The 19171-nt window shown below is 67.3% G+C and carries 18 protein-coding genes; 13 read left to right on the top strand and 5 right to left on the bottom strand.

What is annotated here, in order from left to right:
- Nucleotides 1-49: 49 nt before the first annotated feature.
- A complete protein-coding gene (locus tag U5805_RS28175) occupies nt 50-871 on the bottom strand; it encodes a glycosyltransferase family 2 protein (RefSeq protein ID WP_322106794.1) in 822 nt (273 codons plus the stop codon).
- A gap of 259 nt (nt 872-1130) precedes the next feature.
- Here U5805_RS28175 and U5805_RS28170 point away from each other — a divergent pair, with 259 nt between their 5' ends.
- Nucleotides 1131-1529: a VOC family protein gene (locus tag U5805_RS28170; RefSeq protein ID WP_322106793.1), complete on the top strand. Its 399-nt coding sequence runs from the start codon at nt 1131-1133 to the stop codon at nt 1527-1529.
- A 105-nt stretch (nt 1530-1634) separates the two neighbouring features.
- A complete protein-coding gene (locus U5805_RS28165) occupies nt 1635-2321 on the top strand; it encodes a YafY family protein (RefSeq protein WP_322106792.1) in 687 nt (228 codons plus the stop codon).
- 80 nt (nt 2322-2401) lie between these two features.
- On the opposite strand, the gene U5805_RS28160 is transcribed toward U5805_RS28165, so the two are convergent.
- The 3 genes from U5805_RS28160 to U5805_RS28150 are packed head-to-tail and all read right to left on the bottom strand — an operon-like array spanning nt 2402 to nt 5365.
- Nucleotides 2402-3856 (bottom strand): NAD(P)(+) transhydrogenase (Re/Si-specific) subunit beta, encoded by a 1455-nt coding sequence (locus tag U5805_RS28160; protein WP_322106791.1) that lies wholly within the window; start codon nt 3854-3856, stop codon nt 2402-2404.
- 2 nt (nt 3857-3858) lie between these two features.
- Nucleotides 3859-4188, bottom strand: coding sequence for an NAD(P) transhydrogenase subunit alpha (locus U5805_RS28155; RefSeq protein ID WP_322106790.1), 330 nt, complete (start codon nt 4186-4188; stop codon nt 3859-3861).
- Between the two features lie 25 nt (nt 4189-4213).
- Nucleotides 4214-5365: a Re/Si-specific NAD(P)(+) transhydrogenase subunit alpha gene (locus U5805_RS28150; RefSeq protein WP_322106789.1), complete on the bottom strand. Its 1152-nt coding sequence runs from the start codon at nt 5363-5365 to the stop codon at nt 4214-4216.
- A 327-nt stretch (nt 5366-5692) separates the two neighbouring features.
- Here U5805_RS28150 and U5805_RS28145 point away from each other — a divergent pair, with 327 nt between their 5' ends.
- The 3 genes from U5805_RS28145 (at nt 5693) to U5805_RS28135 (ending at nt 9324) form a co-directional block, all read left to right on the top strand.
- Entirely contained in the window at nt 5693-6187 is a 495-nt protein-coding gene (locus U5805_RS28145; protein WP_322106788.1) for an NUDIX hydrolase, read from the top strand.
- Between the two features lie 26 nt (nt 6188-6213).
- Nucleotides 6214-7446 (top strand): tRNA 2-thiouridine(34) synthase MnmA, encoded by a 1233-nt coding sequence (mnmA, locus tag U5805_RS28140; RefSeq protein ID WP_322106787.1) that lies wholly within the window; start codon nt 6214-6216, stop codon nt 7444-7446.
- Nucleotides 7447-7713: 267 nt separating this feature from the next.
- Complete coding sequence (locus U5805_RS28135; protein WP_322106786.1) at nt 7714-9324, top strand: FMN-binding glutamate synthase family protein; 1611 nt, start codon at nt 7714-7716, stop codon at nt 9322-9324.
- Nucleotides 9325-9412: 88 nt separating this feature from the next.
- Here the strand turns inward: U5805_RS28135 and U5805_RS28130 are convergent, their stop codons facing one another.
- Entirely contained in the window at nt 9413-10024 is a 612-nt protein-coding gene (locus U5805_RS28130; RefSeq protein WP_322106785.1) for a glutathione S-transferase C-terminal domain-containing protein, read from the bottom strand.
- A 172-nt stretch (nt 10025-10196) separates the two neighbouring features.
- On the opposite strand from U5805_RS28130, the gene U5805_RS28125 reads away from it, so the two are divergent.
- The 8 genes from U5805_RS28125 to ruvB all read left to right on the top strand — a co-directional run bounded on the left by U5805_RS28125 (nt 10197) and on the right by ruvB (nt 19142).
- Nucleotides 10197-11687: an aminopeptidase P N-terminal domain-containing protein gene (locus tag U5805_RS28125; RefSeq protein WP_322106784.1), complete on the top strand. Its 1491-nt coding sequence runs from the start codon at nt 10197-10199 to the stop codon at nt 11685-11687.
- Between the two features lie 74 nt (nt 11688-11761).
- Complete coding sequence (locus tag U5805_RS28120; RefSeq protein WP_322106783.1) at nt 11762-13003, top strand: UbiH/UbiF/VisC/COQ6 family ubiquinone biosynthesis hydroxylase; 1242 nt, start codon at nt 11762-11764, stop codon at nt 13001-13003.
- A 238-nt stretch (nt 13004-13241) separates the two neighbouring features.
- On the top strand, nt 13242-14324 hold the full coding sequence (gene dusB, locus U5805_RS28115; protein ID WP_322106782.1) for a tRNA dihydrouridine synthase DusB: 1083 nt from the start codon (nt 13242-13244) through the stop codon (nt 14322-14324).
- Nucleotides 14321-14554 carry a Fis family transcriptional regulator gene (locus U5805_RS28110; RefSeq protein ID WP_322106781.1) on the top strand — a complete coding sequence of 78 codons (234 nt, stop codon included), beginning with the start codon at nt 14321-14323 and terminating at the stop codon, nt 14552-14554. The genes dusB and U5805_RS28110 overlap by 4 nt, the downstream gene beginning before the upstream one ends.
- Nucleotides 14555-14620: 66 nt before the next feature.
- Nucleotides 14621-16186 carry a bifunctional phosphoribosylaminoimidazolecarboxamide formyltransferase/IMP cyclohydrolase gene (gene purH, locus U5805_RS28105; RefSeq protein ID WP_322106780.1) on the top strand — a complete coding sequence of 522 codons (1566 nt, stop codon included), beginning with the start codon at nt 14621-14623 and terminating at the stop codon, nt 16184-16186.
- Between the two features lie 141 nt (nt 16187-16327).
- Nucleotides 16328-16870: a crossover junction endodeoxyribonuclease RuvC gene (gene ruvC / locus U5805_RS28100; RefSeq protein WP_322106779.1), complete on the top strand. Its 543-nt coding sequence runs from the start codon at nt 16328-16330 to the stop codon at nt 16868-16870.
- Nucleotides 16871-17094: 224 nt separating this feature from the next.
- A complete protein-coding gene (ruvA, locus tag U5805_RS28095) occupies nt 17095-17676 on the top strand; it encodes a Holliday junction branch migration protein RuvA (RefSeq protein WP_322106778.1) in 582 nt (193 codons plus the stop codon).
- A gap of 374 nt (nt 17677-18050) precedes the next feature.
- A complete protein-coding gene (gene ruvB, locus U5805_RS28090; protein WP_322106777.1) occupies nt 18051-19142 on the top strand; it encodes a Holliday junction branch migration DNA helicase RuvB in 1092 nt (363 codons plus the stop codon).
- The last annotated feature ends 29 nt before the right edge of the window (nt 19143-19171 follow it).

The following is a 19171-nucleotide window of genomic DNA, read 5'->3' as shown; positions in this document are numbered from 1 at the left end:
TGGCGGCTCGAAGCCGCCATTTTTCATTTCGCGTCGACCGGCTTCGCTCTCACGCGCCGCCCACGCTTAGCGAGGCGCTCGCATCGCGTATCACGAAGTTGTCCGCGCCCGGCTCGACCGGCAGCGGATACCCTTCGTACTCCGGAAAAAGCCGCGGCAGCACGAATTCGGGCATCGCATAACGGGAAAAGCAGCGCGACGTCGATGCCGGGTGTATCAGGTGCAGGCAATTCGCCTGCGTGTCGTCGGCGGCGAGCACCGTGTGGCCCGCGTTCACGACGCGGCGGATAAAGCTTTCGTCCTCGCCGAGATTCACGTCGTCGAAACGCGCCGTATCGAACAGCGCCTTGCGATACACGTACGCGAAGCCGTAGAAGAGGATGAAGTCGGCGCCGATCTGCTTTTTCTCGTGGAACGTGACCGTTTCCACCGTCTTGCCCGTCAGCATGTAATGCAGCCCGACGCGCGCGTTCAAATCCATATAGCCCAGAAAGCGCGTGTGCGGCGCGTACATCCAGAACGTCGCGAGCTTCATGAGGCCCGCGCCGTTGTCGCGCAGCAGCTTCGTCATTTCGGCGAGGTAGCGCGAGCTGTAGTGGTCGTCGTCGTCGAAATGGGCGATCAGTTCGCCGCGCGCCTGATCCACCAGAAAGTTGCGTTTCGCGCCGATCGTCATGGGCGCCTTCGACCAGAAATAGCGCACCCGCGCGTCCTGCTCGCAGAGCGCTTGCATGAAGGCGCTCGGCGCGGCGCCATCGTCGAGGACGAGCCATTCCCAGTCCGTCTGCTGGCGCGCCACGCAGCGCGCGATGGCGGGCAGGAAAGCTTCGCGGTTGGCCGTGGGCGTGATGATCGAAACGGTTGGAGGCATGCGTGCGAGGAAGGAATGCGGGGAAAACAAGGCGCGAATGAAGCGCGTTGCGAACTCGTCGATTAAAACAGAAGTCCGCGCGCGTCTCTCTCGAAAAGCTTCGAAACCCCTCCTCCCCGGCAGCGCGCGTACGCGCCCCAAAGCTACTGACAGCACGTTGTCAGCAGCCCCCCCGCACACTGCGGCTACGCCATCCGGCGTTGCCGAAGGCGCCTCGCGCCAGCCATCCATCCCGACGTCGCCCAATGAGGAGCGCACCGTGTCCACCGAACTGTCCAGCCCGCCCCGCGTCATCTCCTGGTTCGAAATTCCCGCGCACGATCTGGAGCGCGCCGCCCGCTTTTACGAAACCGCGCTCGACACCTCGCTTCAGCGCGAAGTGATCGGCGGCGTGCCGATGGCGCTGTTCGCGCACACCGAAGCCGAAACCGGCGGCTGCATCGTGTTCAATCCGCAGGACGCGAAACCCGATCCGAAAGGCGTGCTCGTGTATCTGAACGCGCAGCCCTCGGTCACGGCCGTGCTGAGCCGCGTCGAAAAAGCGGGCGGCAAGAAGCAAGGCCCGGCGCTCGAATTGCCGAACAATTATGGCTATATCGGCTTTTTTATCGACACCGAAGGCAATCGCGTCGGCCTGCATGCGGCCAAGCTCGGCTGAGCGAAACCCGGCCGGGGCATCAACGCCGCAATCCACGGGCGCTATCATCTGCGCATCGCCCGCTTGCGAGTCCGGCCGCGCGCCCGACTTCGCCTTCCACCCGCCATGACACGCCGCGCCGACCGTCTCTTTCGCATTGCCGAGCTGCTGCGCGGCCGCCGTCTCACCACGGCGCAGCAACTGGCCGAATGGCTCGAAGTCTCGCCGCGCACGGTCTATCGCGACGTGCGCGATCTTCAGCTTTCGGGCGTGCCGATCGAGGGCGAAGCGGGCATCGGCTACCGGCTCGCGCGCACCGCCAGCCTGCCGCCGCTCACCTTCACCGCCGACGAGTTGACGGCGCTCGCCGTGGGCGCGCGCATGGCCGAGTCCTGGGGCGGCGCGGCGCTCGGAGCCGGCGCGCGCGGCGCGCTCGCGAAGGTCGCCGCCGCGATGCCCGCCGAAAAGCGCGCCGTGATCGAGCGGCTCGCCGTGTTCGCGCCCGCGTATCACGTCGATCCCGCGTTCTCGGACAAGCTCGATGCGCTGCATCGCGCCGTGGACACGCGGCTCGTCGTGCGCTTCGCGTATTGCGACCGCATCGGCGCGCATACGGAGCGGCGCATCTGGCCGCTCGGGCTCGTCTATTGGGGCGCGCAGTGGACCGTGGGCGCGTGGTGCGAAATGCGCGGGGATTTTCGCAATTTCAACATCGAACGCATGGGCGCCGTGGAAGTGCTCGAACCGTTTCCCGACGTGAGCGGGCGGCGTCTCGCCGATTACCTGCGGCGCGTGAACGCGCCTTCGATGTAGGCGCGCCGTGCGGCGCACGCCCACGAAAAAGGCGCGCATCGCGGCGCGCCTTCTCGCATCGGCCGCGTAAAACGCCGCGCTTATTCCACCGCCTTCACCATGTCCTCGATCACCTTCTTCGCGTCGCCGAACACCATCATCGTCTTGTCCATGTAGAAGAGTTCGTTGTCGAGACCGGCATAGCCCGCCGCCATCGACCGCTTGTTGACGATGATCGTTCGCGCCTTGTACGCCTCGATGATCGGCATGCCCGCGATGGGCGACTTGGGGTCGTTCTTCGCCGCCGGATTCACCACGTCGTTCGCGCCGAGAACGAGCACCACGTCGGTCTGACCGAACTCGTTGTTGATGTCCTCCATCTCGAACACCATGTCGTAGGGCACTTCGGCTTCGGCGAGCAGCACGTTCATGTGGCCCGGCATGCGGCCCGCCACCGGGTGAATCGCGTAACGCACGTCCACGCCGTTTTCGACGAGCTTGTCCGTCAGCTCCTTGAGCGCATGCTGCGCGCGCGCCACGGCCAGACCGTAGCCGGGGACGATTACGACGCTTTCGGCGTTGCCGAGCATGAACGCGGCGTCGTCGGCGGAACCCGACTTCACCGGCCGCTGCTCCTGTGCGCCGCCCGTCGCCGCCGCGCCCGCCTCGCCGCCGAAGCCGCCCAGCAGCACGTTGAAGAACGAGCGGTTCATCGCATGGCACATGATGTACGAGAGGATCGCGCCCGACGAGCCCACGAGCGAGCCCGCGATGATGAGCATGGCGTTGTTCAGCGAAAAGCCGATGCCCGCCGCCGCCCACCCCGAATACGAGTTCAGCATCGACACCACCACGGGCATGTCCGCGCCGCCGATCGGAATGATGATGAGCACGCCCAGCGCGAACGCGATCAGCGTCATGATGACGAACGGCAGCCACGACTGCGTGAGGAAAAACAGAATGCCGAAGCCGATCATGCCGAGCGCGAGCATCAGATTGATCAGATGCTGGCCCGGATACACCACGGGCGCGCCTTGAAAGAGGCGGAACCGGTACTTGCCCGAGAGCTTGCCGAAGGCGATCACCGAGCCCGAGAACGTGATCGCGCCCACGAACGTGCCGATGAACAACTCGATGCGATTGCCGTACGGAATGAAGCCCGGATACGGCGCGTCTTCCGCCACGAGCCCGAACGCGGCCGGCTCGGAAACCACCGCGTAGGCGATGCACACAGCCGCGAGGCCGATCAGCGAGTGCATGGCGGCCACGAGTTCGGGCATCTTCGTCATCTCGACGCGCGCGGCCACGTAGGCGCCCAGCCCGCCGCCCACCACCAGCGCGCCGAACAGCAGCGCGAGCCCGAGGCCGAGATTCGAGCCGAATTGCGCGGACTCCTTCACGATCAACGCGAGCGTCGTGAGGATGGCGATGGCCATGCCGACCATGCCGAACAGGTTGCCGGCGCGCGCGCTGCGCGGATTCGACAAGCCCTTGAGCGCCTGAATGAAGCAGACCGACGCCACCAGGTAAAGCAGCGTAACGACGTTCATGCTCATGTTTACGCGCCCTCCTTGCCGGCCGCCGAAGCGAGCTTTCTGGGCTCTTTCTTGCGGAACATCTCCAGCATGCGCCGCGTGACGAGAAAGCCGCCGAACACGTTCACGGCCGCGAGCAGCACGGCGAAGGTGCCGAAGAACTTGCCCGCGCCGCCCACCGTCAGGCCCGTGGCGAGCATCGCGCCCACGATCACGATCGCCGAAATGGCGTTGGTCACGGCCATGAGCGGCGTATGCAGCGCGGGCGTGACGTTCCACACGACGTGATAGCCCACGTACACGGCCAGCACGAAAATGATGAGATTGATGACGGTATGGTTGATGACGTCCATGTTGATCTCCGTTCGTGTCGCCCGGTCATGCCGTGCGTGCGAGAGCGCCGTCGCGCGCGAGCAGCGTGGCGGCGACGATATCGTCGGTCAGGTCGACATTGAGCGCGCCTTCCTTCGTCACGATCAGCTTGAGGAAGTCGAGCAGATTGCGCGCGTAAAGCGCCGAGGCGTCGGCGGCGACCATCGAAGGCAGGTTCGTGTAGCCGCAAATCTGCACGCCGTGCTGGGTGACGACCTGATCGGCCACCGTGAGCGGGCAGTTGCCGCCGCGCCGCCCGGTGGCGGGATCGGCGATCGGGCCGCGCCCCGCCGCGAGGTCGACGACCACGGAACCGGGCTTCATCGCCTGCACGGTTTGCGCCGGCAATAGCGTGGGCGCGTCGCGGCCCGGAATCAGCGCCGTCGAAATGACGATGTCGGCCTGGCGCGCGCGTTCGTGTACGAGCTGCGACTGGCGCGCGAGCCACGAAGGCGGCATCGGCCGCGCGTAGCCGCCCACGCCTTGCGCCGCGTCGCGTTCCTCGTCGGTTTCGAACGGCACGTCGAGGAATTTGCCGCCGAGCGATTCGATCTGCTCCTTCACCGCCGGACGCACGTCCGACGCCTCGATCACCGCGCCCAGCCGCCGCGCCGTGGCGATCGCCTGCAAGCCCGCCACGCCCGCGCCCAGGATCAGCACGCGCGCGGCTTTCACGGTGCCGGCGGCCGTCATCAGCATCGGCATGAAGCGCGGATACAGGTCGGCGGCCACCAGCACCGCCTTGTATCCGGCGATATTGGCCTGCGACGACAGCACGTCGAGGCTCTGCGCGCGCGTGGTGCGCGGCGCGGCTTCGAGCGCGAACGCCGTGACGCCCGCCTCGGCGAGCAGGGCGGCGTTTGCCGCGTTGAAGGGATCGAGCATGCCGACGAGCGCCGCGCCGCGCCGCATCAGCGGCAATTCGGCGGCGCTGGGCGACTGGACCTTGAGGACGAGGTCGGCGCCGAACGCGGCGGCCGCGTCGCCGACCTGCGCGCCGACGGCCGCGTAGGCGTCGTCGGGATAGCTCGCGCCGGCGCCCGCGCCGGACTGAAGCGTGACCGTGTGGCCCTGCGCGACGTACTTCTTGACGGTCTCCGGCGTCGCGGCCACACGGGTTTCGTTCGCCCGCGTCTCGGCGGGCACTCCGATATGCATCGCTGTTCCTCCTCGACTGCTTGTTCTAGCTGTTCTGGCTCGAATCGAGCGGAGGGAAGCCGGCGGTATTGCGCAACGCCGGCAACCTGTGCAACGGCAACGGCAAACACAAAATGACGCCCCACTTTAACCGAAAGCAGCAGGACGTTTGTAGACGGAATACCCTCGATTTCTTGCGCCGCGCAAAGCGCGTTGCGCCGCCCGACCGGCCGGTCGGATCGCGGCCGCGCGCGGCCGGCATGTCGCGCGCATGGGAAGCCATCGCCGGAAAATCCTGCCGATCCGGCCCTGGGCAGCGTTTGCGGCGTCCCGGTAAAATACCGGCCCATGAACGAGGAAACCTGGGCACCGCACGTCACCGTGGCCGCCATCGTCGAGCGCGAGGGGCGCTTTCTGCTCGTCGAGGAACACACGAGCGCCGGTTTGCGCCTGAATCAGCCCGCCGGGCATCTGGAACCGGGCGAAACGCTGCACGACGCCGTGGTGCGCGAGACGCTGGAAGAAACCGCTTACGCGTTCGCGCCCGAGGCGCTGGTCGGCGTGTACATGACGCATTTCGGCAAGCCGGGCGAAAGCGGCGCGACGTATCTGCGCTTCACGTATTGCGGGCAAGCCGCGGCGCAGCCCGAGGATCGCGCGCTCGATCCCGATATCGTGCGCACGGTGTGGATGAGCGCGGAGGAGCTGCGCGCCGCGAGCGAGCGGCATCGCACGCCGCTCGTCATGCAATGCGTCGACGATTACCTCGCGGGCAGGCGCGTGCCGCTCGATTTCGTGCGCACGCACGCGACCGGGCCCAAAGCGGCGCCCCGGCGCACATAACGAGGCAGCAACAAGGCAGCAGGAAAATGAGCAAACGTAAGGTCGTGGTGGGCATGTCGGGCGGCGTGGATTCGTCGGTTACCGCGTGGCTGCTCAAGCAGCAGGGATTCGACGTCGTCGGTCTTTTCATGAAGAACTGGGAAGACGACGACGACAGCGAATACTGCTCGACGCGCGAGGACTGGATCGACGTGGTTTCGGTCGCGGATCTGATCGGCATCGACGTGGAAGCCGTCAATTTCGCCGCCGAATACAAGGACCGCGTGTTTGCGGAATTCCTGCGCGAATATTCCGCGGGCCGCACGCCCAACCCCGACGTGCTCTGCAACGCCGAGATCAAGTTCAAGGCGTTTCTCGATCACGCGATGTCGCTGGGCGCGCAAACCATCGCCACGGGCCACTACGCGCGCGTGCGCCAGAACGAAAGCCATGGCCGCTTCGAGCTGCTCAAGGCGCTCGATCACACGAAAGACCAGTCGTACTTCCTGCATCGCCTGAACCAGGCGCAGCTTTCGAAGACGATGTTCCCGCTCGGCGAAATCCCCAAGACGAAGGTGCGCGAGATCGCCGGACAGATCGGCTTGCCGAACGCGAAAAAGAAGGACTCCACAGGAATCTGCTTTATCGGCGAGCGGCCGTTCCGCGACTTTTTGAACCGCTACCTGCCGACCCAGCCCGGCCCGATGATGACGCCCGAAGGCAAGGTGGTGGGCGAGCACATCGGCCTCGCGTTCTATACGTTCGGGCAGCGCAAGGGCATTGGTCTGGGCGGCAGCAAGGACGGCAGCGGCGACCCGTGGTTCGTCGCGGGCAAGGACATCGCCACGAACACGCTCTACGTCGTGCAGGGCCACGATCATCCGTGGCTGCTCGCGCACGAGCTGCGCGCGGGCAACGTGAGCTGGGTCGCGGGCGAGCCGCCCGCCGAAAACCACGCGTGCGGCGCGAAAACGCGTTATCGCCAGGCTGACGCGCCCACGGTGTTCCATCGCGCGGAGGCGTTCGGCGCGGGCCAGTTCTCGCTGCATTTTCCCGAAGCGCAATGGGCCGTGACGCCGGGCCAGTCGGCGGTGCTCTATGACGGCGACGTGTGCCTCGGCGGCGGCATCATCGAAACGGTGACGACGCTCGAACCGCACGCGCCGGCCGTATTGCCGCCCGAAACGCCGAAGAAAAAGAAGCGCCCGGCGCGCCGCAAACCGGGCGCAGTCGCGCAAGCCGAACACGCCCCGCAAGCCGCCACGCGCATCGAAACGTAAGAAAACATCGCGCGGCGTGCAATGCGCCGCGCGCTTTCTCACCGCACGTTTCCCATCGTCCTGCCGCCCGCGAGGCCGCGCTCCGAAATCCCGCCGCCATTGCGCAAGGTTCGTGCAAAGTTCGCGGCGAGGTTTCACGAACTTGCGGCATCATTCGGGCACGCCGCGCCCCGGGCGAGCCGCGATCGAGCGTCGCCGGGGGACGCGGCCCAAGCGCGGCGCCGCCACGGGCGGGCCGCGCCAGTCCAGGTTCGAGGAGTCCCCCCAATGTTTTCCCGACGTTATCTCGCCATGTGGTGCGCGGTGCTGCTGCTTGCAGCCTGCGTCGCCGCCGCGGCGCTTCATCATCTTTCGTGGTTTTGCGCGATCCCGCCCGCGCTGCTCGTCGCGCTCGGCCTCTGGGACATGACGCAGGAGCGCCACGCGATCCTGCGCAACTATCCGCTCTGGGGCCATCTGCGCTTCATGTTCGAGTTCGTGCGGCCCGAAATCCGCCAGTACTTCGTCGAGGACGACACCGACGAAAAGCCGTTCTCGCTCGTGCAGCGCAGCGTGGTGTATCAGCGCGCGAAAAATACCGTCGACAGCCGCCCGTACGGCACCGAGATCGACGTGAAGGCCATCGGCCACGAGTGGATCAGCCATTCGCTGGCGCCCACGAAGCTCGCGGGCAGCGACTTCCGCGTTCTCGTGGGCGCCGGCCGCGAGCAGCCCTATTCGATGTCGATCTTCAACGTCTCGGCGATGAGCTTCGGCGCGCTCTCGGCCAATGCGATCCGCGCGCTCAATCTGGGCGCGAAGAAAGGCGGCTTCGCGCACGACACCGGCGAAGGCTCGCTCTCGAAGTATCACCGCGAGAACGGCGGCGACATCATCTGGGAAATCGCCTCGGGCTACTTCGGCTGCCGCAACGACGACGGCTCGTTCAGCGCCGAAAAGTTCGCGCGCCTCGCCGCCGAGCCGCAGGTGAAGATGATCGAGGTGAAGCTCTCGCAAGGCGCGAAACCGGGCCACGGCGGCATGCTGCTCGCGGCCAAGGTCACGCCCGAGATCGCCGAAACGCGCGGCATTCCCGTCGGCCGCGACTGCGTTTCGCCTTCGCGCCACGCGGAGTTTTCCACGCCGCGCGGCCTGCTCGAATTCGTCGAGCGCCTGCGCAGGCTTTCGGGCGGCAAGCCCACGGGCTTCAAGCTGTGCATCGGGCATCCGTGGGAGTTTTTCGGCATTGCGAAGGCGATGCTGGAAACCGGCATCCTGCCCGACTTCATCGTGGTGGACGGCGCCGAAGGCGGCACGGGCGCGGCGCCCATCGAGTTCACCGACCATATCGGCACGCCGCTTCAGGAGGGCTTGCTGCTCGTTCACAACACGCTCGTGGGCATCGGCTTGCGCGAGAAGATCAAGATCGGCGCGAGCGGCAAGATCATCACGGCGTTCGATATCGCGCGCACGCTCGCGATCGGCGCGGACTGGGTCAACTCGGCGCGCGGCTTCATGTTCGCCGTGGGCTGCATTCAGGCGCAGAAGTGCCACTCGGACCGCTGCCCGACCGGCGTGGCGACGCAAGACCCGGTGCGCCAGCGCGCGCTCGACGTGCCCGACAAGGGCGAGCGCGTCTATCACTTCCATCGCAACACGCTGCATGCGTTGCAGGAAATCGTTCAGGCCGCGGGGCTGTCGAGCCCTGCGGAACTGCGCGCGCATCACATCGTGCGGCGCGTGTCGTCGTATGAAGTGCAACTCATGTCGGAGCTGCTCAAGTATCTGAAACCCGGCGATCTGCTCGAAGGCCGCTACCGCTATCAGCTTTACGAGAAGTGGTGGCCGGTCGCGCGCAGCGATTCGTTCGCGCCGGAGGCGCAGAAGATCGTCGCCTGAACGCCGGCGAACCGGCCGCGAAAAGGAAGACGCCCGACGGTTTTCGAGCCGCCGGGCGTTTTTTCGCCGATGGGGAATGCGCGGCGCTTCAGCCTTGCGGCACCGTGTCGATGAACGACTGACGCTGCGAAAGCTTTTCGAAGTGGCGCGCGAGATTCGGATGCGGCTCGCGCCAGTCCAGCTCGGGCATGCGGAAGTCCAGATAGCCGAGCGCGCAGCCCATGGCGATGTCGGCGAGCGTGTAGCGGTTGCCCGCGCACCACGGGTTGCCCGCGAGTCCCTTCGCCATCGCCTTCAGCCCTTCGGCGATCTTGCGCTGCTGGCGCTCGACCCACGCTTCGCAGCGCTGCTCCGGCGTGCGCTGCGTGCTTTCGGCGCGAATCGTCACGGCGGCGTCGAGCATGCCGTCGGCGAGCGCTTCCCAGCAGCGCACCTCGATGCGCTCGCGGCCCGCCGGCGGAATCAGCTTGCCCACGGGCGAGAGCATGTCCACGTATTCGCAGATCACGCGCGAATCGAACACGGCCTCGCCGTCGTCCATCACGAGACACGGCACCTTGCCGATCGGGTTGAAGTCGTGGATCGCCGTTTCGGCGCTCCAGACGTTTTCGAGCACCAGTGTGTAGTCGATTTTCTTTTCGGCGAGCGTGATCCGCGCCTTGCGGACATACGGGCTGCCGAGCGAACCGATAAGTTTCATCGCACCTGCCTTTTCTGTAATCCGCGCGAAGTATACGTTGGATTGCCCATTTTCTGACGACACGTCAGATAACGTCGGTCTTTTTCTTACAATTCCTGTAGGAGAAAGACAACATCGGGCCACCGGCCGCCCGCGCAAGCGCTCGCTCGCGGTGTGGCGCTACAATCCCACGATGGACTCGACCGACTCGAAGCTCGCCCAAAATGCCCCGAACGCCCCGGCCGCCGCGCCCGGCGCCGCTCATCTGCCGGATGTGCAACCGGGCCCCGACGGCGGCGCCGCGCTCTATCGCGCGCGCCGCGAACGCGTGCTGGCCGCGCTGCGGGAAAAGGGCGGCGGCGTCGCGCTCGTGCCGACGGCGCCCGAGGCGCTGCGCAACCGCGACGCCGACTATCCCTACCGGCACGACAGCTACTTCTACTACCTCACGGGCTTCACGGAGCCCGAGGCGCTGCTCGTGCTGGACGCGAACGCGGGCGAGAACCAGCCTGCCGCCGTTCTCTTTTGCCGCGCGAAGAACGTCGAGCGCGAAACGTGGGAAGGCTTTCGCTACGGCCCGGACGCCGCGCGCGAGGCATTCGGCCTGGACGCCGCCTTTCCCTTCGACGAACTCGACGCGCGCCTGCCGCAACTGATCGCGAACCGGCCGGCGCTGCACTACGCGCTGGCGGCGAACGAGCGCTTCGACGCGCAGGTGAAGCGCTGGCTCGACGCCGTGCGCGCGCAAGGCCGCAGCGGCGTGAGCGCGCCCGCGGCGGCGCACGACCTGCTGCCGCTGCTCGACGACATGCGCGTCGTCAAGGACGCGCACGAACTCGACACCATGCGCCGCGCCGCGAAGATTTCGGCGCTCGCGCATATCCGCGCGATGCAGACGTGCCGGCCCGGCATGCGCGAATACGAGATCGAAGCCGAACTGCTGTACCTGTTCCGCAAGCACGGCGCGCAGGCGCCCGCGTATGGCTCGATCGTCGCGGCGGGCGCGAACGCGTGCGTGCTGCATTATCCGGCGGGCAACGCCGTGGCGCGCGAAGGCGACCTCGTGCTGATCGACGCCGCCTGCGAGCTGAACGGCTACGCCTCCGACATCACGCGCACCTTCCCCGCGAGCGGCAAGTTCACGCCGGCGCAGCGCGAGTTGTACGACATCGTGCTCGCCGCGCAGCAGGCCGCCATTGACGCCACGCGCGCGGGCGTGAACTTCGAGGCGCCGCACGAGGCCGCCGTGCGCGTGCTCGCGCAAGGCTTGCTCGACACCGGCATTCTCGACAAGACACGCTATGCGAACGTGGACGACGCGATCGCCGAACGCGCCTACGCGCGCTTCTACATGCATCGCACGGGGCACTGGCTCGGCATGGACGTACACGACGCGGGCGATTACCGCGAGCGCGCCTCCAACGCCAACGCCGCGCAAAACGCCCAGGCCGCCCATGCGCCGCCGCCCTGGCGCACGCTGCGCGCGGGCATGACGCTCACCATCGAGCCGGGTCTCTACATTCGCGCGGCCGAGGACGTGCCCGAGCGCTACTGGGACATCGGCATCCGTATCGAGGACGACGCGATCGTCACCGAAACGGGCTGCGAGCTGATAACCCGCGACGTGCCCGTGGCCGCCGACGCCATCGAGTCGCTCATGCAGGACGCGCAACGCCGCGCCTGACGCCTTTTTTGTCGCCCCTTTTTGTCTCCCCTTCCGTCTCACGCTTTCCGCCCGAACCCGCAACGAAACCCGCCATGAACGCCGTCTCCGCCAGCGCCGAAACCCCCGCCAACGCCCCGTTCGACCACGACGTGACGATCGTCGGCGCCGGTCCGGTCGGGCTCGCGCTCGCGGGCTGGCTCGCGCGGCGCAGCGCCACCCAAGATCTGTCGATCGCGCTGGTCGATGCCCGCGAGCCGGACGACAGCGCGGGCGACCCGCGCGCCATCGCCGTCTCGCAAGGCAGCCGCACGCTCGTGGAAGCGCTCGCGTGGCCGCACGACGCCACCGCCATCGAGCGCATCCACGTTTCGCAGCGCGGTCACTTCGGCCGCACGCTGATCGATCGCCACGACTACGACCTGCCCGCGCTCGGCTACGTCGCGCGGTACGGCTCGATCGTGCAGGCGCTCGCGCAGGCCGTGCGCGGCACGCGCGCGCACTGGCTGCATCACACGCAGGCGCACGACCCCGTGATCGAACACGACGGCGTGACGCTGCCCATCGTGAGCGCCGGCGTCGAGCGCAGGCTGCGCACGCGCATTCTCGTGAACGCCGAAGGCGGCTTGTATCGGCCGGCGTCGCACGAAACCGGGGAGAAGTGCGGCCCCGCCCGGGCCGAACCCCGGCGCACGCGCGATTACGGCCAGACGGCGCTTGTCGGCGTGGTGACGGTGGCCGCGCCGCAGCCGCACGTGGCGTGGGAGCGCTTCACGAACGAAGGCCCGATCGCGCTGCTGCCCATGGGCGGCGTGCGCGGCGCGGACTACGCGCTCGTCTGGTGCGGCGCGCCCGAGCTAGCCGAGCGCCGCGCGCGGCTTGCCGACGCCGACTTTCTCGCCGAACTCGGCGCGGCGTTCGGCGCGCGCATGGGCCGCTTCACGCACGTTCACGGGCGCGCCGCGTTCCCGCTCGGCCTGAACGCGCTCGACGCGCTGGTATCGGGCCACGGGCGCATCGCCGCCGTGGGCAACGCGGCGCAAACGCTGCATCCGGTCGCGGGCCAGGGCCTGAACCTCGGCCTGCGCGACGCCCACGCGCTCGCCGACGCGCTCGCGCAGCACGGTGCCTCGCCGCGCGCGCTCGCGGCCTTCGCGGCGCGCCGCGCCTTCGACCGGCGCATGACGATCGGCGCAACCGATACGCTCGCGCGTCTTTTCACGGTGGATTTCGCCCCGCTCGCCGCGCTGCGCGGGCTGGCGCTCACCGCGCTCGAATTCGCGCCGCCGGTAAAAACGGCGCTCGCGAGACAAATGATGTTCGGGCAGCGAATCTGAGCGGCGGGCAAGCGAACCCGCCTCAAAGGGCCGAAACACCGCGCGCCGCCGCGCCCAACCCGCTGACCGCAAAGCGCTTTTGCCGCCGCCGGAAAACAACGCAACGCCGCTCGCGCCTCCCCCGGCGCGCGCCCGCGCATCCCGCTTACGCTAAAATACGCGTTTCCCCTTTCGATTTCCGCCGTTCGCCGCGACTGGAACGCCTTGCGTCGCGCGGCCCCGGACTCGCCCGCGCGTCATGTTCACAATCGGCCGTCACACTCTGCGTAACAACCTGTTCGTCGCTCCCATGGCGGGCGTCACGGACCGGCCGTTCCGCCAGCTTTGCAAGCGCCTCGGCGCGGGCTACGCCGTTTCGGAGATGGTCGCCTCCAACGCGCAGCTCTGGAAAAGCGAAAAGACCCTGCGCCGCGCGAATCACGCGGGCGAGGTGGAACCCATCGCCGTGCAGATCGCGGGCGCCGACCCGGAAATGATGGCCGAGGCCGCGCGCTACAACGTCGCGAACGGCGCGCAGATCATCGACATCAACATGGGCTGCCCGGCGAAGAAAGTGTGCAACGTCGCGGCCGGCTCGGCGCTGCTGCAAAACGAGCCGCTCGTCGCGCGCATCGTCAAGGCCGTGGTGGACGCCGTGGGCGCGGGGCCGGACGCCGTGCCCGTCACGCTCAAGATCCGCACGGGCTGGGACCGCGACCATCGCAACGCGCTCACCGTCGCGCGCATCGCCGAGGACTGCGGCATTTCGATGCTGACCGTGCACGGCCGCACGCGCGCCGACCTCTATCACGGCGAGGCGGAATACGAGACCATCGCCGCGGTGAAGGCCGCCGCGCGCATTCCGGTGGTGGCCAACGGCGACATCACCAAGCCGCACAAGGCGCGCCACGTGCTCGACGTCACGGGCGCCGACGCCATCATGATCGGCCGCGCGGCGCAGGGCCGCCCGTGGCTCTTTCGCGAAATCGAGCATTTCCTCGCCACCGGCGAGTTGCTGCCCGCGCCGCGCGTGGACGAAATCCAGTCGATCATGAACGAGCATCTGGAAGATCACTACGCGTTTTACGGCGAATTTACGGGCGTGCGTACTGCGCGCAAGCATATCGGCTGGTACACTCGCGGCCTTTGCGGCGCCAACACGTTCCGGCATCGCATGAATACGCTGGACACCACGCGCGAACAACTCGTCGCCGTCAACCAGTTCTTCGACGAGCAAAAGGCGCGTTCCGAGCGTCTCGTCTATGTCGAGGAAGAAGGCGACGCAAGCGACGAAAGCGATGCAGGCAAAGGCGCCGCCTCCTCCGATCGACTGGCAGCATGAGCAAGCACAATATCGAACAATCCGTCCGCGAGAGTCTGGGCAATTATTTCCACGATCTCGACGGCAGCAATCCGCACGACGTCTATGAAATGGTGATGGCGTGCGTCGAAAAACCGATGCTCGAGGTGGTGCTCGAGCAGGCCGGCGGCAATCAGTCGCTGGCCGCCGAGTATCTCGGCATCAACCGCAATACGCTGCGCAAGAAGCTCCAGCAGCACGGCCTGCTGTAACGGCCGCGCCGCGTTTTCCGCGCCTCTTGCGCTGACTCCTCGATCTATCGGCAACCCACCCACATCATGATCAAGCAAGCGCTCATCTCCGTTTCCGACAAGGCAGGCATCGTCGACTTCGCGAAATCCCTCTCGGATCTCGGCGTCAAGATCCTGTCGACCGGCGGCACCGCGAAACTGCTCGCGGACGCGGGTCTTCCCGTCACCGAAGTCGCCGACTACACCGGCTTCCCGGAAATGCTCGATGGGCGCGTGAAAACGCTGCACCCGAAAGTACACGGCGGCATTCTGGCGCGCCGCGATCTGCCGGAGCACATGGCCGCGCTGCAACGGCACGACATCCCGACGATCGACCTGCTGGTCGTGAACCTCTACCCGTTCGTGCAGACGATCTCGAAGGAAACGTGCTCGCTCGAAGACGCGATCGAGAACATCGACATCGGCGGCCCGACGATGCTGCGCTCGGCGGCGAAGAATCATCGCGACGTGACCGTGGTGGTCGACCCGGCCGACTACGCGGCGGTGCTGGAAGAGATGCGCGCGAACGGCAACGCCGTGAGCTACGCCACCAATTTCCGCCTCGCGACCAAGGTGTTCTCGCACACGGCGCAGTACGACGGCGCGATCACGAACTACCTCACGAGCCTGACCGAAGCGCTCGACCACAAGGCGCGCAACGCTTATCCCGCCGTGCTGAACCTCGCGTTCGACAAGGTGCAGGACCTGCGCTACGGCGAAAACCCGCACCAGGGCGCCGCGTTCTACCGCGACCTCGCGACGCCCGCCGGCGCGCTCGCGAACTACACGCAGCTCCAGGGCAAGGAACTCTCGTACAACAACATCGCCGACTCCGACGCGGCGTGGGAATGCGTCAAGACCTTCGACGCGCCCGCGTGCGTGATCGTCAAGCACGCGAACCCGTGCGGCGTGGCCGTGGGCGGCGACGCGCACGAAGCCTACGCGAAGGCGTTCCAGACCGACCCGACCTCGGCGTTCGGCGGCATCATCGCATTCAACCGCGAAGTGGACGAAGCCGCGGCGCAAGCAGTGTCGAAGCAGTTCGTCGAAGTGCTGATCGCGCCGTCGTTCTCGGACGCCGCGAAGGCCGTGTTCGCCGCGAAGCAGAATGTGCGTCTGTTGCAGATCGCGCTGGGCGAAGGTCATAACGCGTTCGACCTGAAGCGCGTGGGCGGCGGCCTGCTGGTGCAATCGCTCGACGCGAAGAACGTGCAGCCGCACGAGTTGCGCGTGGTGACGAAGCGCCACCCGACGCCGAAGGAAATGGACGATCTGCTGTTCGCCTGGCGCGTGGCGAAGTTCGTGAAGTCGAACGCCATCGTGTTCTGCGCGAACGGCATGACGATGGGCGTGGGCGCGGGTCAGATGAGCCGCGTGGACTCGGCGCGCATCGCCAGCATCAAGGCCGAAAACGCGGGCCTCAAGCTCGCGGGCACGGCCGTCGCCTCGGACGCGTTCTTCCCGTTCCGCGACGGTCTCGACGTGGTGGTGAACGCGGGCGCGACCTGCGTGATCCAGCCGGGCGGCTCCATGCGCGACGACGAAGTGGTCGCCGCCGCCGACGAGCACAACATCGCCATGGTAATGACGGGCATTCGCCACTTCCGTCACTAAACCGCCAGCCGGTTCGGCAAAAAGCCCGCTTCGCGCGGGCTTTTTCGTTGCTGCCGCGGCCGGCGCGCGCGCCGGCAACGCTCGCGGCCGCCGCGCCGTTCGTTGTACCATCGCAGGCACATTCCGCTTTTCCCGCATTTCATGAGAATTCTCGGCATCGACCCCGGCTTGCGCGTGACCGGCTTCGGCGTGATCGAGCGTCACGGCCATCAGCTCACGTATGTCGCAAGCGGCGTCATCCGTACCGCCGATGCCGATCTGCCCTCGCGTCTCGGCACCATCTTCGAAGGCGTTTCCACGCTGATCCGCCAGCATGCGCCCGATCAGGCCGCGATCGAAAAGGTCTTCGTCAACGTCAATCCGCAGTCGACGCTTCTGCTCGGCCAGGCGCGCGGCGCGGCCATTTGCGGGCTCGTGGCGGGCGGCGTGCCGGTCGCCGAATACACGGCGCTGCAACTGAAGCAGGCCGTGGTGGGCTACGGGCGCGCGACCAAGGACCAGATGCAGCAGATGGTGGTGCGCCTGCTCGCGCTCACCGGCATGCCCGGCACCGATGCCGCCGACGCGCTCGGCATGGCGATCTGCCACGCCCACGGTGGCGACGCGCTCGCGGCGCTAGGCGGCCTCGCGCCCTCGCTCGCGAAGAAGGGCATGCGCGTGCGGCGCGGACGGCTTATCGGTTAAATGCGCGGCTGGATGTGTGGCTGGATGCGCGGCTGGATGTGTGACCAAGCGCGCGGCTGGATGCGTGGCCATGCACAGGGCCACCTGCGCGTCCCTGCGCGGCTTCGCCTGCGGTGAAAACGCCGAAGCCGCCTTCTCCGTTCGTCCGGCGCGCCTCGAAGGCCGCGCCGCGGCGCGCGCCGCTCCGCTACACTCTTGAGCTTTCCCTCCTCACAGAACCCGCCATGATCGGTCGCATTGCCGGCGTATTGCTGGAAAAGAACCCGCCGCACCTGCTCGTCGACTGCAACGGCGTCGGCTACGAAATCGACGTGCCGATGAGCACGTTCTACAACCTGCCCGGCACCGGCGAAAAAATCGTGTTGCTCACCCAGATGATCGTGCGCGAGGACGCGCATCTGCTCTACGGTTTCGGCACGCAGCAGGAACGCGCGACGTTCCGCGAGCTGCTCAAGATCAGCGGCATCGGCGCGCGCATGGCGCTCGCGGTGCTCTCGGGCATGAGCGTGGGCGATCTCTCGCAAGCCGTGACGATGCAGGACGCCGCGCGTCTCACGCGCATTCCCGGCATCGGCAAGAAAACCGCCGAGCGCCTGCTGCTCGAACTCAAGGGCAAGTTCGGCGCGGATCTCGGCGCGATGGCCGCCGCCGCGTCGCCTTCGGATCACGCAAACGACATCCTCAACGCGCTGCTCGCGCTCGGCTATTCGGAGAAGGAAGGACTGGCCGCGATCAAGAGCGTGCCCGCGGGCACGGGCGTTTCCGAAGGCATCAAGATCGCGCTGAAGGTGCTGTCGAAGGGGTAATGCGCGCGGCGGTGCAACGGCGCATCGGCGCGTCGGCGGGCCGGTGGCGGCGTTGGCGTTGGCGTTGGCGTTGGCGTTGGCGTTGGCGTTGGCGTTGGCGTTGGCGTTGGCGATGGCGATGGCGATGGCGATGGCGTGGGCGTGGGCGTGGGCGCTGGCGTTGGCGGTGCCCGAGCGCACGCCCTCCAGAGCCGCTCAACGGCGCATCGGGACGGCGGCTTGATCGGCGCATCCGGAAACACCCAGCACCGCGCGACTGCCGCAAATGGGCTGTTAGTTGCACCGCGCGCCGCCCGGTTTTCGCTTGGTCCGCCCGCCCCCGAACGCCCCGCACGCCGCGCCGGCGCGCCCAGTCCGCGCGGTACAATCGCCCCATGATCGAAACTGACAAACTCGCCGCGAACCGGCATTCCGGCAGCGCCGGCAACGCCGAGCGCGTGATCGCCGCCACGCCCGCCTCGTCGCACGAGGAAGCGTTCGAGCGCGCGCTGCGCCCGCGCCAGCTCGACGAATACGTGGGCCAGGAAAAGGTGCGCGGCCAGCTCGAGATTTTCATCGAAGCCGCGAAGCGCCGTTCCGAGCCGCTCGACCACGTGCTGCTGTTCGGGCCGCCGGGCCTCGGCAAGACCACGCTCGCGCACATCATCGCGCGCGAAATGGGGGTCAATCTGCGGCAGACGTCGGGGCCCGTGCTCGAACGCGCGGGCGACCTCGCGGCGCTGCTCACCAACCTCGAAGCCAACGATGTCCTCTTCATCGACGAAATTCACCGGCTTTCGCCGGTGGTCGAAGAAATCCTGTATCCGGCGCTCGAGGATTACCAGATCGACATCATGATCGGCGAAGGTCCGGCCGCGCGCAGCGTGAAGCTCGACCTTCAGCCCTTCACGCTGGTGGGCGCGACCACGCGCGCGGGCATGCTGACGAACCCGCTGCGCGACCGCTTCGGCATTGTTTCGCGGCTCGAGTTCTACAACGCGGGCGAGTTGTCGCGCATCGTGCAGCGTTCGGCTTCGCTGCTCGGCGCGCAGATTCATCCCGAAGGCGCGCTCGAAATCGCGCGCCGCTCGCGCGGCACGCCGCGTATCGCCAACCGCCTGCTGCGGCGCGTGCGCGACTACGCCGAGGTGAAGGCCGACGGCGCGATCACGGCCCACGTGGCCGACGCCGCGCTGCGCATGCTCGACGTCGATCCGGTCGGCTTCGACCTGATGGACCGCAAGCTGCTCGAAGCGATCCTGCACAAGTTCGACGGCGGCCCCGTGGGCGTGGACAATCTGGCCGCCGCGATCGGCGAGGAGCGCGACACGATCGAGGACGTGCTGGAGCCGTATCTGATCCAGCAGGGCTATTTGCAGCGCACGCCGCGCGGGCGTATCGCCACGCAGTTGAGCTATCGCCACTTCGGCCTCACCGCGCCCGACAACGCCTCGAACGGCGGCGACTGGGAGCCGGACGCGTCGTAAGACGCCAGCCGGGAGCGCACCATGTCCGA

The organism is Paraburkholderia sp. J41, assembly GCF_905220235.1.
Lineage (GTDB): Bacteria > Pseudomonadota > Gammaproteobacteria > Burkholderiales > Burkholderiaceae > Paraburkholderia.
Note: the sequence above shows the minus strand (reverse complement) of the source record. Positions and strands in the feature narration are given on the sequence as shown.